The sequence below is a fragment of the Planomonospora antibiotica genome (genome assembly GCF_014647955.1).
GTDB classification, from domain to species: Bacteria; Actinomycetota; Actinomycetes; order Streptosporangiales; family Streptosporangiaceae; genus Planomonospora; species Planomonospora parontospora.
Window position 1 is genome coordinate 70,062 of sequence record NZ_BMQE01000021.1, and the last position, 15,659, is coordinate 85,720.

A 15,659-nucleotide genomic window follows, 5' to 3' on the forward strand; every position below is an offset into this window, starting at 1 on the left:
TCAGGGCCGGTGGGGCCGGTGGGGCTGGAGCAGGTGGTCGATGTCGGCGCGCAGGGCGTCGGCGAGGTCCTCCCCGCCGGTCACGGCCCACAGGATGAGCGCGCCGTTGTAGGCGACCTGGACCGCGCGGGCCAGCCGTACGGGGTCGGTGTCCTCGGCCAGCAGGCGGGCGGCCACGGCGTCGGCGAGCAGGCCGGTGATCTCCTCCCGTACCCGGCGGGCCTGGTCGGCGGCGTGCTCGCGGAACTCCGGATCGGTCAGGTCGAGCTGCAGGAAGGCCAGGCCGTTGGCCACCTCCTCGGGGGTGCGCAGGCCCGAGGCCAGCTCGGTCAGGGCGCCGTGCAGGGCTTCCAGGGGGGAGTCGTGCCGTTGACGTGCCCGCCGGAAGACCTCCCCGGCGCCGGCGGCGGCCCATGCGGCGAAGGCCAGCAGCAGGCCGCGCTTGGACCCGAACCGCTGCACGAGCGCGGCGGGGGACAGCCCCGCCTCGGCGGCGACGGCGGCCAGCGTCAGGCCTGCCGGCCCGTGGGCGGTGATCGCCCGTCCGGCCGCTCGCATGATCGACTCGTCGCTGGTCGTGCGGGGTCGCGCCATGTCCGTCCTCCCTTCTCCGGCCCCGTCCGTCGGCGGACGCGCGGCCGGTGATCTCCGCTCGGGAAGGCTACCGCTCCGCGCCCGATTTGTAAATGAACGTTCATTTACAAATGAGGGCGCCGCACCGCGTCGAGGCCGTACGGCTCCGGCGCCACGCGAGGAAGGTGATCGGCGCCTGCTGCGGGTGCCACGGACGGTCGCGGGATCCGGCCGCGGACACGGGGACGCCCCGCCGTACGGCTCGCGCCGGGACGGGGCGTCGACGGAGAGGATCCGGAGCCCGGGACGGGCTCCTAGCGGATCGTCCAGGAGCCGGGGAGCGTGAGCGGGCCGTACGACGGCAGGCCGAGCTCGGAGGCGACGGCCGCCAGCGGGCCCCAGGCCTCCAGCCGGACCCGGGCGAGCGCGGCGGCCCTGTCCTCGCTGGACTCCGGCGGGCGCAGGCGCTCCAGCGGGTTCAGCCGGGGATAGGGGCGCACCGGGGCGTCGGCCGCGAGCCCGGCCTTCTTCCGGGCCAGGGCCAGGGCGTCCTCCAGCCCGCCGAGCTCGTCCACCAGCCCGCTCGCGTGGGCGTCGGCGCCGGTCCAGACGCGCCCCCTGGCCAGCTCGTGGGCGCGCTCGCGGGTCAGGCCGCGGCCCTCGGCCACCTTGCCCACGAAGTCGTCGTAGATCCGGTCCAGCCAGGCGTTGACCCGGTCCCACTGGGCGTCGGAGAAGCCGTGCGAGGGGGAGAACATCGCCGCGTTGGCGCCCTCGCGCACGGTCTCGGAGGTCACGCCGATCTTCCCGAGCAGCTCGCCGATGACGGGCTTGCCGCCGAACACGCCGATGGAGCCGGTGAGCGTGCCGGGCTGGGCCATGATCACGTCGGCGGCCATGGCGACGAAGTAGCCGCCGGAGGCCGCGACGTCCCCCATCGAGACGATGACGGGCTTGCCCGCCTTCCGGGTGAGCACGACCTCGCGCCAGACGGCGTCGGAGGCGACGTAGGAGCCGCCGGGGCTGTCCACCCGGAACACGACCGCCCGCACGTGGTCGTCGCGGCGGGCCGCGCGCAGGGCGGCGCAGACCGTGTCGGAGCCCATCGCGCCGCCGCCCACGGGACCGCGCCCGCTCCGGCCGAGCTTGATCGGCCCGCTGCCCTGCACCAGCGCCACGGTCTGCTCACCGGGGCGCGGCAGCTTCCTGGCGAGCGCGCCCTTGTGGTAACGGGAGACGTACAGGAGCAGGGCGTCCGCGCCCGCCTCCCGTCTGATCTCGTCGTAGACCTCGTCGCGGTAGGCGAGCCCGTCCACCAGGCCGGCCTCGACCGCCTCGGCGCCGATGAACGGCCCGGCGTCGACGAGCTCGCGGACCTTGGCCGGATCGAGCCGGCGCCCCTCGGCGATGCCCGCGACGACCTGCTCGGTGACCGACTCGGCGATCCGGGCGACCGACTCGCGGTGCGGCTCGGTCATGCCCTCCCGGGTGAACATGTCGGCCGCGGTCTTGTACTCGTGGCGCTGGCCGAGCTGGTATTCGACGCCGAGCTTCTCCAGTGCGCCGCGCACGAAGCGCTGCTCCAGCGCGATGCCGGTCAGCCCGACGTCGCCCGAGGGCTGCAGGTAGACCCGGTCGAAGGCGCTGGCCAGGTAGTAGGGGACGGTGCCCGCGCCGAACTCGCCGAACGACTCGGCGAACACCACCGCCCGCTTGCCCGCCGCCCGGAACCGGAGCACCGCCTGGCGCAGCTCCTGCACCATGGCCAGGCCCAGGTGGTGCGTGCCGATCTTGACGACCAGCCCCTTGACCCGGTCGTCCGTCCTGGCCCGTTTCAGCCCGGACAGCACGTCGGCCAGGCGCGCCCTGCGCATGGACAGGACCGCGCTCAGCGGGTCGGCCGGGGGCCGGTCGATGAGGCCCTCGCTGAGGTCGAGCTCCAGGATCAGCGGAGCGGTCCGCCGCTGCCGGATCTTGTCGACGGTGTCGATGATCGCCTTCGTCGCGTCCATGAACTCACCCTAAGCGACGCTTTCGCGGCTCATGCGGTACGGCGTGCGTTCGCATACTTTCGTAGGGCGGAGGCGGATCCGCCCGGAGACGCCCCCGCCAGGCGGCGCTTCTCGGCCGTCGCGAGCACGCCCTTGACCGTGCCCGTCCCGCCGGCCCTGGCGCCGAGGTCGACCGCGCCGTGCGCCCAGTTCAGCCAGGCGGCCAGCAGCTCGCTGTCCAGCACGGCGCGCTTCGTCCGCTTGGCGGGCTTGAGCACCCGGTAGGCGGTGCCCAGCGTGGAGGCGCGGGCCGCCTCGGAGAAGACCGCGCTGGCCTTGCCCACCAGGCGCAGGTAGCAGCCGAGCGTCCCGTCCGGCAGGTCCCCCCTGCCCCGGGTGAGCTCGGCGGCCCACTGCGCGGCGGTCAGGGTCCGCTTCGCCGTGCCCCGCGTGCACACCGCCCGTGCGGCGGCGGGCGCGGGGGCCGGCGTGGCGGTCACGGTCACGGTGACGGTCACGGTGGGCAGCGGGACCGGCGCCGGATCGGCGGGGGAGGGGCCCTCCGGGCCGGGGACCGGCTGCGGGCCCGCGCTCGGGTCGGGGACCGGCTCCTCGGCCGGATCGTCCGGAGCGGCGCCCTCCTCCGGGCCCGGAGGAGTGATCCCGGGTGCGGGGGTCCCGCCGTCGACCGCGACGGCCAGGTCGATCCGGGGCGTGCTCACCCCGGCGTAGGAGACCGGGCGGCCCGCGGCCCTGAGCCTGCCCAGAAGGGCGTCGGGGGCGTCGTCGGCGTCCTTCTGGGCCAGCAGCGCGAACGCGCCGGCCACATGCGGGGTCGCCATGGAGGTCCCGCTGTAGACCTGGGAGCCGCCGCCGGGCACCGCGGAGTCGATCTCGACGCCGGGGGCGAACAGGTCGAGCACGGCGCCGTGGTTGGACCAGTACGGGACGTGGTCGTCGTCGGCGGTCGCGCCCACGGTCACCGCGCCGGAGAAGCACCCGGGCGCCCCGGCCCCGGCGAAGCCCTCGTTCCCGGCCGCCGCGACGACCGCCACGCCCTTGGCCCGCAGGGTCTCCACCCGCTCCCGCATGGCCTGCAGCTCCGGTACGGCGTCGCACGCCCCGTCGAACATCCCGCCGCCCAGGCTGAGGTTGACCGCGACGAGGCCGGGGACGGTGTCCTTCAGCGCGGCGACGTGGTCGAGGGCGAGCAGGAGCGAGGACTCGTAGGCGGTCAGGCAGGCGGTCTCGCCCTCCCAGCAGTCGGTGGTCCGGCTGAAGACCTGGACGGCGACGAGGTCGGCGGCGGGGGCGACCGCGTGGGCGATGCCCGCGACGTGGGTGCCGTGGTCGCACAGGTTGGCGCCCTCGTGCACGCACGCGGCCGTCTCGGCGTCGGCGGAGGCGTCCTCGGCCTGCCCGTTGGGGCACAGGGACCGCGCGCCGCCGTCCGTGGCGGAGAAGCACGCCTGCCGTACGACCCTGCCGCCCAGGGCGGGGTGGTCGGCGTCGACGCCGGTGTCGACGATCGCGATGGTCTGGCCCTGGCCGGTCACCCCGGCGGCGTGCGCCCTGTCGGCCCCGATCACCTGCAGTCCCGAGGCCAGGGAGACGGGGGAGTAGGTGCGGTCCCGCCGTACCGAGACCACCCGGGGGTCGGCGGCCAGCGCGGCCAGGGAGTCACCGGTGGCCTCGACCACGATGAACGAGGTGTCCGGCGGCCGGAGCAGGACCTCCGACTCCGGCAGCGCCTCGGCCGCGCCCGCCACCGGGGCGGCCTCGGCGGGGGCGGTCACCTCGACGATGACGCGGGTCCCGTCCTCGTCGGCGGCGAGGCCGTCCTCCAGCTTCGGCGCCTCCGGCACCGGGGTCCCGTCCGGGGCGGGCGTCCCGTCCTGGGCCGGGGGAGCGTCGGCGGGGGCGCCCGGAGGCGGGGCCGGTGTCCCATCGGTCGCCGACGGCTCACCGGCGGCCGGGGTCTCGCCGGTCGCCGGGGGCGGTACGGCGGGGCTCCCGGTGGCCGCCGGGGCCGGTACGGCGGGGGCCTCGGCGACCGCGGGCACGGCAGGGGTGATGGTGAGCACGATCGCCAGGGCCACGGCAGCTCGAAGTCGCACACGTCCTCCGGGGGATGAAGCGGGCGATTCGGAGTCTAGGCAGCGGTTCGCGCCCGGAGAATACCCTTGTCCCGGATTCGTGGATCTTCGCAGCGGTTCTTCAGGCCCTCCGGCCGCCGGCCCCTGGTCGAGGGCCCTCCGGCCGCGGGTCCCGGAAGTCCCGTCCGGGACCCCCGGTCGCGTGTCCCGGCCGGGACTCCAGGGACCCCGGTCGCGGATCCCGGACGGGCTCTCCGGGGCCGGACGCGGCTCGACCCCCCGCGGCGTTGCGCACGCGGAGGGTCGAGTGCCCGAAATATTACTTCAGTCCGTTGGCGATCGCGGTGATGAGCTCGCCGTTGGCCGTGTCGCCGCTGGTCTCCCAGAAGAAGGCGCCGCCCAGGCCCTGGTTCTTGGCGTAGGTCATCTTGCCCGCGATGGTGCTCGGGGTGTCGTAGCTCCACCACTCGCCGTTGCAGAAGCCGTAGGCGGTGCCGCCGACGGTGCCGGTGGCCGGGCACTTGGTCTTGAGGACCTTGTAGTCCTCGATGCCCGCCTCGTAGGTGCCCTGCGCCGCGCCGGTGGCGGTGCCGCCCGGAGCCGCCTGGGTCACGCCGCTCCAGCCGCGGCCGTAGAAGCCGATGCCCAGCAGGAGCTTGCTCGCCGGGACGCCCTTGGCCTTGAACTTCTTGATCGCGGAGTCGGAGTCGAACCCGGCCTGCGGGATGCCCGCGTAGGAGGTCAGCGGCGAGTGCGGGGCCGTCGGGCCCTTGGGCGCGAACGCGCCGAAGTAGTCGTAGGTCATCGGCATGAGCCAGTTGAGGTCGCCGATGGCGCCGGCGTAGTCGGCGGCGTCGATCTTGCCGCCGTTGGAGCCGTCGGCGGTGGTCGCCGCGGTGATCAGGGCGCTGGAACCGAACTCGGCGCGCAGGGCCCGGACCACCTTCTTGAAGGCGTCCGGCCCGCTGGTGTCACAGGACAGGCCGCAGGCGTTGGGGTACTCCCAGTCGACGTCGATGCCGTCGAACACGTCGGCCCAGCGCGGGTCCTCGACCAGGTCGTGGCAGGACTTGGCGAACGCGGCCGGGTTGGCCGCGGCCTGGGTGAAGCCGCCGGACCAGGTCCAGCCGCCGAAGGACCAGATCACCTTGATGTGCGGGTAGGCCTTCTTGAGCTTGCGGAGCTGGTTGAAGTTGCCGCGCAGCGGCTGGTCCCAGGTGTCGGCGACGCCGTCGACGCTCTGGTCGGCGGTGTAGGCCCTGTCGTAGTCGGCGTAGGAGTCGCCGATCGTGCACTTTCCGCCGGTGGTGTTGCCGAAGGCGTACAGGATGTGGGTCAGCTTCGCCGCCGAGCCGCTGGTGACCAGGTTCTTCACGTGGTAGTTGCGCCCGTAGACGCCCCAGTTGGTGAAGTAGCCGACGATCTTCTTGCCCGACGGGTCGGGGTCGACGGTCGGGGTGACCGTCGGGGTCACCGTCGGCGTCGCGGTGGGCGTGGCCGTGGGGGTGACGGTCGGCGTGACCGTCGGGGTGGCGGTCGGAGTGGGTTCGGTGGTGCCGCCGCCGCAGGAGGCGCCGTTGAGCTTGCAGTTCGACAGGGCCTTCACCCCGCCGGGCGCGCCGACGAAGCCGAAGCTCAGCGAGGCCCCCGCCGGCAGGGACCTGTTCCACGACTTGCCGGTGAAGGCGTAGTGGCTGCCGCTCTTGCTCATCTCCGCGTCCCAGGCCGAGGAGATCGAGGTGCCGGAGGGGAGGTCGAACTCGACCTTCCAGTCGTTGAGGGCGGTGCTGCCCGCCTTGACGGTGACCTTGCCCTCGAAGCCGGTGCCCCAGTCGGAGGTGGTCACATAGGTGGCGGTGGCCGAGGCGGCGGCGCTCGCCGTGCTCATGGTTCCGATTCCCATGGGGACCAGCAGCGCTGCTGCCGTAACCAGAGAGCCGATGGTGATTCTTCGCAAGGATCGCTCCAGGTCAGAGAGTGCTTAGCCCCCGTACTCATAGGAAAGTTTCCTATTGATTCTGGAGCGTAAGTCCATGCTCCCGCGATGGTCAACGTTTCGGCGGCCTCATAAGTCGGACATAAGTCAGATTTAAGGTGCGGTGGGTGGCGCGATTGCCGAATCGGGTGGCGTCCCTCCGGGCGAGCGCGAGATCATCTTCGGCGATGGACCTGATCATGCCTCGACTGCGGCTGTGCGAGTCCAGGTTCGCCCGGCACGGTCGACGGCCGTCGGCTTTGTCCGGCGGTCACCTCGGCCATCCAATCCCCGAAATCGGAATATCGTGACGAGTCGCAACAAATTAGATCAATGGTCATATTTAGAGCAGAGGGGTCTTGCGGAGAGGTTCGAGTGCTCGTGGGTCGAGGCACCCGACTACCGCGCGGTGGTCACCGCGCTGCGAGTGGAGGAGACACTCGCCTGTGACCTGAACCAAGCGCGGCGATGGCATCTCCCCTATGCGGAAGAGAACGTCGTGTGGGTGGCCGAGCAGAGCCCCGGCTGGGTCAAGACGTTCACCGTATCCGGGACGTTCCCATGGCGGGCCCTCGAATCGCTCCCGCAGCCGGGCAGCCGGGCCTACCATCTGTCCTGCGACGAGGTGCTCAGCGAAGTCAGCGAACCGATCTATTTCAACGGGGACGAGTGGGAGGACACCATCCCCGACGATCACTGCGACCGCCCCAGACAGGAGGGCGCGGGTCTCGTCGGATCCTCCGGCCTCGCCCAGGAGATGAACTTCTACCTCGCCGCGATGGCGTACACGACCGGCAGGTTCGTCGACGACACCTGGTTCACCACGCCGGGGCTGCTCTGCCGCATCCCGGAGGGGGCCTGGCCCCGTGGCTGACCAGTGGGAGCTCCTGCGCGGCGCGGGACTGAGCCGCGGATTCACCGGCACCTGGGTGGGGTCGGGCGACGCCGAGGCCGTGGCCGCCCTGCTCGGCGCGGATCCCGCCTCCCGCCAGGACTGCGACCTGGCCACCGCCATGGCCTGCTACCGGCCGATGGCCTTCACCGAACGCATCTGGACCGGCCCGCACGCCGACGGCTGGACCCACGCCCTCACGATCAGCGGCCCGCCCCCGGTGACCACGGGCCTGACGGAAGCGGGCCTGCGCTTCCTGCAGATCCGCACCATGGACTCCTACGTCTACGACCTCCTCTACGGCGACGGCGTCACGACCGCCTGGTTGACCCAGCGGTGGTACGGCGAGGTCGTCGTCGAGCCCGGCTCCATGGTCGAGCCCTACCTCCGGGAGATCGACCGGCCCATGATGCCGGAGGCCGTGCACTCCGGATCCGGAACCACCGAACCCGAGGACCACAACCTGGTCTGTCTGGAGATCTATCTCCTCCTCACCGCGCGCATGAGCGGCCGGTTCGTCGACCGCGCATGGCTGGGGGAGAAAAGAGCCCTCTACACCGTCCCGGTGCCACCGCCGACGTGACGGAACACGTCGCTCTCGGTGACATCGGCGAGAGTCGGCGCCTCCACCGGCTCCGGTGGAGGCGGATGGAGTCTCCGCGGGGAGCGCGGTCAGGCGATCTCTCCGCTGGGAGCCACCTCGACGCCCTCCCCGGCCGTCTCGCCGGCCTCCTGCGGGGCGTCGTGCCGGAGCCAGAGGGCGCCGAGCGGCGGGACGCGCAGGCGGACGGAGTACGGCAGGCCGTGCCGGGGCTCGGCGACGGCCTCCACCGCGCCGAGGTTGCCGATGCCGCTGCCCGCGTAGGCGTAGGCGTCGGTGTTGACGGCCTCCGTCCAGGCGCCGCCGTACGGCAGGCCGAGGTGGTAGTCCTCGTGCGGCCCGCCGGAGAAGTTGGCCACGCAGGCCACGGCAGAGCCGTCGGGGGCCTGCCGGAGGAAGGAGAACACGTTGCCCGGCGCGTCGTCGGCGTCGATCCAGCGGAACCCCTCGGGCGAGGTGTCCAGGCGCCACATGGCCGGGGTCTCCCGGTAGACCCGGTTGAGGTCGCGCACCAGTTGCTGGACGCCCTTGTGCCCGTCGAACTGCAGCATCCACCAGTCGAGCCCGCGCTCCTCCGACCACTCGGCCCCCTGGCCGAACTCGCCGCCCATGAACAGCAGCTGCTTTCCGGGGTGGGCCCACATGAACGCCAGCAGCGCGCGCAGGTTGGCGAAGCGCTGCCACTCGTCACCGGGCATCTTGCCCAGCAGCGAGCCCTTGCCGTGCACCACCTCGTCGTGCGAGAGCGGCAGCACGAAGTTCTCCGAGTAGGCGTACATCAGGGAGAACGTCATCTGGTGGTGGTGGTACTGCCGGAAGACCGGCTCGTGCTTCAGGTAGGCCAGCGTGTCGTGCATCCAGCCCATGTTCCACTTGAACCCGAAGCCCAGACCGCCGAGGTAGGCGGGGCGGGAGACGCCCGGCCAGGCGGTCGACTCCTCGGCGATCGTGACGATCCCCGGGGCCTCGCGGTAGCAGACCGCGTTCATCTCCTTGAGGAACTCCACCGCGTCCAGGTTCTCGCGCCCGCCGTACTGGTTGGGGGTCCACTCGCCCTCGCGCCGCGAGTAGTCGAGGTAGAGCATCGAGGCGACCGCATCCACCCGCAGGCCGTCGATGTGGAACTCCTTCAGCCAGTACAGCGCGTTGGCGACCAGGAAGTTGCGCACCTCCTTGCGGCCGAAGTCGAAGATGTAGGTCCCCCACTCGGGGTGCTCGCCGCGCGCCGGATCGGAGTGCTCGTACAGGGGCGTGCCGTCGAAGCGGGCCAGCGCCCAGGCGTCCTTGGGGAAGTGCGCCGGCACCCAGTCGAGGATGACCCCGATCCCGGCCTGGTGCAGCCGGTCGACCAGGTGCCGGAACTCGTCGGGCGAGCCGAACCGGGAGGTCGGCGCGTAGTAGGAGGTCACCTGGTAGCCCCAGGAGCCGCCGAACGGGTGCTCGGCCACCGGCAGGAGCTCCACGTGCGTGAACCCCATGTCCCGGACGTAGTCGACCAGCTCGTCGGCGAGCTGCAGGTAGGACAGGCCGGGCCGCCACGAGGCCAGGTGCACCTCGTAGACGCTCATCGGCTCCTCCAGCGCCCGGCGGTCCGGGCGCGCCCGCATCCACTCGTCGTCCTGCCAGCCGTACTCCGACCGGTCGACCACCGACGCGGTCGCGGGCGGCACCTCGGTACGGCGAGCCATCGGGTCGGCCTTCTCCCGCCAGACGCTGTCGGCGCCCAGGACCGCGAACTTGTAGCGCGCGCCCTCGCCGACCCCGGGGACGAACAGCTCCCACACCCCGGAGCCGCCCAGGGAGCGCATGGGGTGGCCGGAGCCGTTCCAGTGGTTGAAGTCGCCGATCACCCGGACTCCGCGCGCGTTCGGCGCCCAGACGGCGAAGGCCGTGCCGTCCACGTCCTGGTGCCGCATGAGCCGCGCGCCGAGCACCTCCCAGAGCCGCTCGTGCCGCCCCTCGCCGATCAGGTGCAGGTCCACCTCGCCCAGCGTGGGCCAGAACCGGTAGGGGTCGGCCGCCTCGTACGGCTCGGCCCCCGCGTAGGACACCCGGAGCCGGTAGTCGGGGACCTTGTCCAGCCCCGGGACGGTCACCTCGAACACTCCGAAGTCGAGGTGCTCCATGTCGTGGACGTCGCCGTCGACGAGCACCTGGACCTTCTCCGCCAACGGCCGCAGCGCCCTGATCGTGACGCCGCCCGGCCCCGGATGCGCGCCGAGGATCGAGTGCGGGTCGTGGTGCGCTCCGCCTGCCAGCCGGTTCAGGTCCAGGTCCGCGTTCATGGATCAACTCCCGTTGGTCGATATTCCCTAACCCTGCCCGCCTGTCGGCGTTCAACCCACTATGTGGGCGGCATGCCAGGAAAGATCTTCTCGCGGCCGCCGCCTCCCCGGGAGAGGGGGCGGCGGCGGCCGCACCCGGCGGGTACGGCCGGGTGCGGTTCGGTGCGGACCGGTGCGGCTCAGTGCGGACGGCCGCGGCTCAGCGCGGACCGGTGCGGCTCAGTGCGGATTCTTCGCGGTCACGTCGCGCGGGGTGATCCGGAAGCCCTGCCAGTGGGTGGGCATGGGGTCGGCGTCCTCGTCCCGGGCGACGTGGTGGAAGCCCACGTTGACCCAGACGACGGGGTCGGTGAGCCGTTCCTCGTCGTCGACGTAGCGGTCGACGCTCTTGCCGCAGCCGGGCGTGGGGTTGGTGCTCGCCAGGCGCTCGCACGCCCGGTAGTCGGTCACGTAGAGGTCGGCGCGGGTGAAGGCCTCGTCGGCGGGTCCCCGGTACTCCGCGCTGGCGAGGTTGTTGATCTCCCAGGAGACCGGGTGCCGGTCGGCGTTGCGCACGCCGGAGTCGACCACCCGCCACCACCGCATCCGGCCGTTGACGGCCTTGGTCTCCTCGTCGAAGACGGTCCTGGAGAGCTTCCGCTTCGACGTGCCGGACCCGGTGAAGTCGTACTGCTCGACGACGTCGCCGCGCGAGCCCTCGATGTCGAAGTCGAGCCGCCAGAAGACGTTGTGGTTGTGGCTCTCCTCGAACTTCGTCGAGCCCACCCCGACCGGCCAGCCGTGCTCGGGCGTGGTGGTGAAGCCGGAGAGCGAGCCGGTCGCCCCGATGCGCGGGGTGATCGCCCCGTCGTCGCCGAAGGCCCATTCGACCAGGTAGGTGTACCAGCCCAGCTGGAAGGCGGAGAACACCACCAGGTCGGTCCCCTGCACGGACTTGGTCACCCCCTCGCCGTCCGACTTCAGGTAGCCGTGGCCGCGCGCCCGGGTGGTGACGCAGACGAACTGGTTGCGGCGCTCGCCGCCGGGGCAGTCGGCGGACTTCAGCGCGATGGCGTCGTCGCCGATGGTCCCGATGTCGTGGAAGCGCGGCTCGCCGCTGTCGTAGGGGACGTGGATCTGCGCCAGCGCGGTGCTGCGCAGCACGCCGATCGTCTCGCCGCCCTTGGGGGTGTAGGTGACGTCGGTGAGGGTCAGGCCCTCGATGGTGCGCATCTCCCAGCAGAGCCGCCAGCGCGCGCCGTTCGGCAGCGTCTTGTCGATCCGGTACGGCGAGCTGCACGACGGCTGGGAGCCCGGCGCGGCCTGCGCGGCCTGCGCGGCCTGCGCGGTCCGGGCGGCGCTCGCGGTCCCGGCGGTCCCCGCGCTCGCGGCGGCTCCGGTGAGCCCGGTGAGGAGCATGGCGCAGGAGAGGGTCAGGCGGAGGAACACGGTCACCACTCCAGGGTGAGGATCTTCTTGGCGGACAGGTCGACGACGATCCGGCTGGTGTCCAGCCAGCTGCCGTCGGGCAGCCGGACGAACAGCCGGACGCACCGGTGGACCTCGCAGGCCCCGGCGACCTTGTCCCCGGGGCGCGGGGTGAAGGTCAGCGCCCGCAGTCCCAGGTCGGCGGCGGAGACCAGCGGCCTGCCGCCCGCCTTGAGGTGCGCCGCGCGCACCCGCTCGCCGTACTTCGGGTCGGCCAGCAGCAGCTCGGCCGCCGCGGTCTCCTCGCCCCGGGACGGCGGCGGCTGCACGCCGCGGCCGGTCCGCTCCTCCACGACCTCGCCCTTGGCCAGGTCCACGGTCCGCACGACGAGCCGGTCGGTGCGGTAGTCGTAGATGTAGGCGTCGGCCCGGCGCCGGTCCCCGGCCGCCTTGTCGTCGTCGCGCTCGACGTAGAGCAGCTCGGCCCGCCCGGTCGTCATGTGGCTGCGCCAGGTCGCCGAGGCGATCTGGCCCGCCCGGGTGATCTCGTCACCGGTCAGCGGGTCTCCGGGCGAGGGCGGGCGGGCGACGGACTGGGCCGCCTGCGATCCCTGCTCCCCCGGCACCAGGGACAGCACCCCCACGACGGCCGTCGCCCCGGCGACGGCGAACGCCATCATGATCCGTGCCCGTCTCATCTAATACCTACTCTCCGCGGGTTTTCGTATGCGCAGAGTAGTGAATCCGGGGCGGCCGGTCAGCGGGAATGGGGAACCGTTGGCTCAGGAGCCGAACGCGGCCAGGGGCACCGGCAGCCAGGAGGGGCGGTTGCGCGCCTCGTAGACGACCTCGTAGACGGCCTTGGACAGCTCCAGTGCGCGCAGCAGGACGGCGTCCTCCCCCAGCAGGCGCCCGCCGCCCGCCGAGTAGCCGGCCAGGAACGACGAGCGGTTGAGCTCGGCCCACTCGGCGGCCTGCGGGAGCAGGTCGGCGGCCTCCGGGTGGTCGGCCAGCAGGTGCCGCGCGGCGTAGTCGAAGGAGCGGAGCATCCCGGCCACGTCGCGCAGCGGGGAGGACAGCGCCCGGCGCTCGGCCAGCGGCTGGCCGGGCTCACCCTCGAAGTCGAGGACGATCCAGTCCGTCGGGGTGCGCATCACCTGGCCCAGGTGGTAGTCGCCGTGCACCCGCTGGACGGGGACGGCGTGCGCCACGTCCATGACCCGCTGGTAGGCCTCCTCGGCGACCGGGGCGTACTCGGCCAGCCGGGGCACCTCCGCGACGGCGCGGAGCAGGCGGCGGTGCTGGTCCTCCATCAGGTGCTTGATCTCGGCCGCCTCCATCACGCCGGTCGGGAAGGCGGCGGCCAGCTCCTGGTGGACCTCGGCGGTGGCGGTGCCGAGCCGGAAGGACTCGGCGCTGAAGTCGCCGCCCGCGTCCGAGGCCGACTGCTCCGGGGAGCCGTACAGGTCGCGGACGCTCGCCAGCGCCAGCGCCCAGCCGTCGTTGGCGTTGGGCAGGAACTCCTGGGTCATCGCGAGCGTGGTCGGCTCGCCGTCGAGGTCGGTCTCGATCCAGCCGTACGGCTGCGCGATGTGGGCCGCCTTGCGCAGGGCGAGCGCGTTGACGATCTCCAGCTCCGGGTTGACGCCCGGGATCAGCCGGCGGAACAGCTTGCAGATGTAGGCGTCGCCGTACACCAGGGAGGTGTTGGACTGCTCGGCGCCGAGCACCAGGCTGCGCTGCGAGGTGTCGAGCTCGGTGCCCTCCAGGTGGCGGAAGCGCAGCGGGCCGAGGTCGCGCCCGGCGGCCATGGCCTCCAGCAGGGTGCCGGTGAGGTCGGCGTCGTGGGCCGCGTCGTAGAGGCCCCGGCCGTCGTCGTGGCCGATCAGCACGTGGGCGAGCCGGTCGGGGACGTCGTCGCGGGCGCCCAGCAGGAGCTGGTAGCGGTCGTGCTCGTCCCCCTGGCGCACGGAGACGATCAGGTGACGGAGTCCCGGGACGAGTTCGAGGTCGGAGTCGACCGTCAGCTCGTCGATGGGGCGCCCCTTACCGGCGAACCATCGCTGATGCGCTATCCAACCGGCAAGGAGCTCCGTCAACACGGTCTACGCCTCCTGGGTCGCGGGTGGCAGGGTGAACCAGTAGAAACCATGCCCAGGAAGCGTCAGAAGATACGGAAGTTCGCCAATTGGTGGGAACGGGACGCCGCCCATGGTCTCCACCGGGACCGAGCCCTCGAACCGGCGCAGGTCCAGCTCGACCGGCTGCGGGAACCTGGAGAGGTTGTTGACGCAGAGCATCCGGTCGTCGCCCAGCTCGCGCACGTAGGCCAGGACGCTGGGGTTGGAGGCGTTCAGCTCGGTGAACGCGCCCAGGCCGAAGACCGGGTGGCGCTTGCGGATCTCGATCATGCGCTTGGTCCAGTGCAGCAGCGAGCCGCTGCTCTTCTGCTGGGCCTCGACGTTGATCGCCTGGTAGCCGTAGATCGGGTCCATGATCACCGGCAGGTAGAGCCGGCCCGGGTCGCAGTCGGAGAACCCGGCGTTGCGGTCGGGGCTCCACTGCATCGGGGTCCGGACGCCGTCGCGGTCGCCCAGCCAGATGTTGTCGCCCATGCCGATCTCGTCGCCGTAGTAGAGCACGGGGGAGCCGGGCAGCGAGAGCAGCAGCGCGGTGAACAGCTCGATCTGGTTGCGGTCGTTCTCCAGCAGCGGCGCCAGCCGCCGCCGGATGCCGACGTTGGCGCGCATGCGCGGGTCCTTGGCGTACTCCGAGTACATGTAGTCGCGCTCGTCGTCGGTCACCATCTCGAGCGTGAGCTCGTCGTGGTTGCGCAGGAAGATGCCCCACTGGCAGTTCTCGGGGATCTTCGGCGTCTGGGCCAGGATCTCCGAGATCGGGTAGCGGGACTCCCGGCGCACGGCCATGAAGATGCGCGGCATCAGCGGGAAGTGGAAGGCCATGTGGCACTCGTCGCCGCCGGTGGCCGGGTCGCCGAAGTACTCGACCACGTCGGCCGGCCACTGGTTGGCCTCGGCCAGCAGCACCCGGTCGGGGAAGAGCCGGTCCACCTCCGCCCGGACCCGCTTGAGGTACTCGTGGGTCCGGGGGAGGTTCTCGCAGTTGGTGCCGTCGGCCTCGAACAGGTAGGGAATGGCGTCCATCCGGAACCCGTCGATGCCCAGGTCCAGCCAGAAGCGCAGCACCTCCAGCATCGCGTCCTGCACGTCCGGGTTCTCGTAGTTGAGGTCCGGCTGGTGGGAGAAGAAGCGGTGCCAGTAGTACTGCTGCCGCACCGGGTCGTAGGTCCAGTTGGACGACTCGGTGTCGACGAAGATGATCCGGGCGTCCTTGTAGAGCTCGTCGGTGTCGGACCAGACGTAGAAGTCGCCGAACGGGCCCTCGGGGTCGTGCCGGGAGGCCTGGAACCAGGGGTGGGCGTCGCTGGTGTGGTTCATCACCAGGTCGGCGATGACGCGCATGCCGCGCTTGTGCGCCTCGTCCACCAGCTTCACGAAGTCCCCGAGGTCGCCGAAGTCGGGGAGGATCTTCATGAAGTCGGCGATGTCGTAGCCGCCGTCGCGGAGCGGCGACTCGTACAGGGGCAGCAGCCACAGGCAGTCGACGCCCAGCCACTGGAGGTAGTCCAGCTTCTGGATGAGGCCGCGGATGTCCCCGGTGCCGTCCCCGTTGGAGTCGGCGAATCCCCGGATCAGGACCTCGTAGAAGACCGCGCGCTTGAACCAGTAGGGATCGCGCGGCTCCTCCTCGTCGAAGGTGTTCGGAATGGGTTCGGACAAATGGCTCATGGCTCCCCGCTGTTCTGCCGGATCGCGCAC

The 15,659-nt window shown here is 71.9% G+C and carries 11 protein-coding genes; 2 read left to right on the forward strand and 9 right to left on the reverse strand.

Features of this window, described 5'->3' with window-relative positions; translation table 11 throughout:
- From IEZ06_RS19895 to IEZ06_RS19910, 4 genes are all read right to left on the reverse strand, one after another.
- On the reverse strand, positions 1–594 hold the full coding sequence (locus tag IEZ06_RS19895) for a TetR family transcriptional regulator (RefSeq protein ID WP_189238206.1): 594 nt from the start codon (positions 592–594) through the stop codon (positions 1–3).
- Between the two features lie 293 nt (positions 595–887).
- Positions 888–2,585, reverse strand: a complete 1,698-nt coding sequence (gene sppA / locus IEZ06_RS19900; RefSeq protein WP_189238207.1) for a signal peptide peptidase SppA — start codon at positions 2,583–2,585, stop codon at positions 888–890.
- A gap of 29 nt (positions 2,586–2,614) precedes the next feature.
- Positions 2,615–4,681, reverse strand: coding sequence for a S8 family peptidase (locus tag IEZ06_RS19905; protein ID WP_189238208.1), 2,067 nt, complete (start codon positions 4,679–4,681; stop codon positions 2,615–2,617).
- Positions 4,682–4,979: 298 nt separating this feature from the next.
- Entirely contained in the window at positions 4,980–6,548 is a 1,569-nt protein-coding gene (locus IEZ06_RS19910) for a glycosyl hydrolase family 18 protein (RefSeq protein ID WP_229798415.1), read from the reverse strand.
- A 592-nt stretch (positions 6,549–7,140) separates the two neighbouring features.
- Between IEZ06_RS19910 and IEZ06_RS19915 the strand changes: the two genes are divergently transcribed.
- Both IEZ06_RS19915 and IEZ06_RS19920 read left to right on the forward strand, forming a co-directional pair.
- The gene (locus IEZ06_RS19915) at positions 7,141–7,509 is read left to right on the forward strand and encodes a hypothetical protein (RefSeq protein WP_189238209.1); all 369 of its coding nucleotides are present in this window, start codon (positions 7,141–7,143) and stop codon (positions 7,507–7,509) included.
- Entirely contained in the window at positions 7,502–8,110 is a 609-nt protein-coding gene (locus tag IEZ06_RS19920) for a hypothetical protein (protein ID WP_189238210.1), read from the forward strand. The genes IEZ06_RS19915 and IEZ06_RS19920 overlap by 8 nt, the downstream gene beginning before the upstream one ends.
- Positions 8,111–8,199: 89 nt before the next feature.
- Here IEZ06_RS19920 and glgB read toward each other — a convergent pair whose 3' ends face one another.
- The 5 genes from glgB to treS all read right to left on the reverse strand — a co-directional run bounded on the left by glgB (position 8,200) and on the right by treS (position 15,629).
- Entirely contained in the window at positions 8,200–10,413 is a 2,214-nt protein-coding gene (gene glgB / locus IEZ06_RS19925; RefSeq protein ID WP_189238211.1) for a 1,4-alpha-glucan branching protein GlgB, read from the reverse strand.
- Positions 10,414–10,632: 219 nt separating this feature from the next.
- The gene (locus tag IEZ06_RS19930) at positions 10,633–11,847 is read right to left on the reverse strand and encodes a copper amine oxidase (RefSeq protein ID WP_229798417.1); all 1,215 of its coding nucleotides are present in this window, start codon (positions 11,845–11,847) and stop codon (positions 10,633–10,635) included.
- Positions 11,844–12,518 carry a Tat pathway signal sequence domain protein gene (locus IEZ06_RS19935; protein WP_189238212.1) on the reverse strand — a complete coding sequence of 225 codons (675 nt, stop codon included), beginning with the start codon at positions 12,516–12,518 and terminating at the stop codon, positions 11,844–11,846. The genes IEZ06_RS19930 and IEZ06_RS19935 overlap by 4 nt, the downstream gene beginning before the upstream one ends.
- Positions 12,519–12,602: 84 nt before the next feature.
- Complete coding sequence (locus IEZ06_RS19940; protein ID WP_189238213.1) at positions 12,603–13,922, reverse strand: maltokinase N-terminal cap-like domain-containing protein; 1,320 nt, start codon at positions 13,920–13,922, stop codon at positions 12,603–12,605.
- Positions 13,923–13,925: 3 nt separating this feature from the next.
- Positions 13,926–15,629: a maltose alpha-D-glucosyltransferase gene (gene treS / locus IEZ06_RS19945; RefSeq protein WP_189238214.1), complete on the reverse strand. Its 1,704-nt coding sequence runs from the start codon at positions 15,627–15,629 to the stop codon at positions 13,926–13,928.
- Positions 15,630–15,659: the final 30 nt, after the last annotated feature.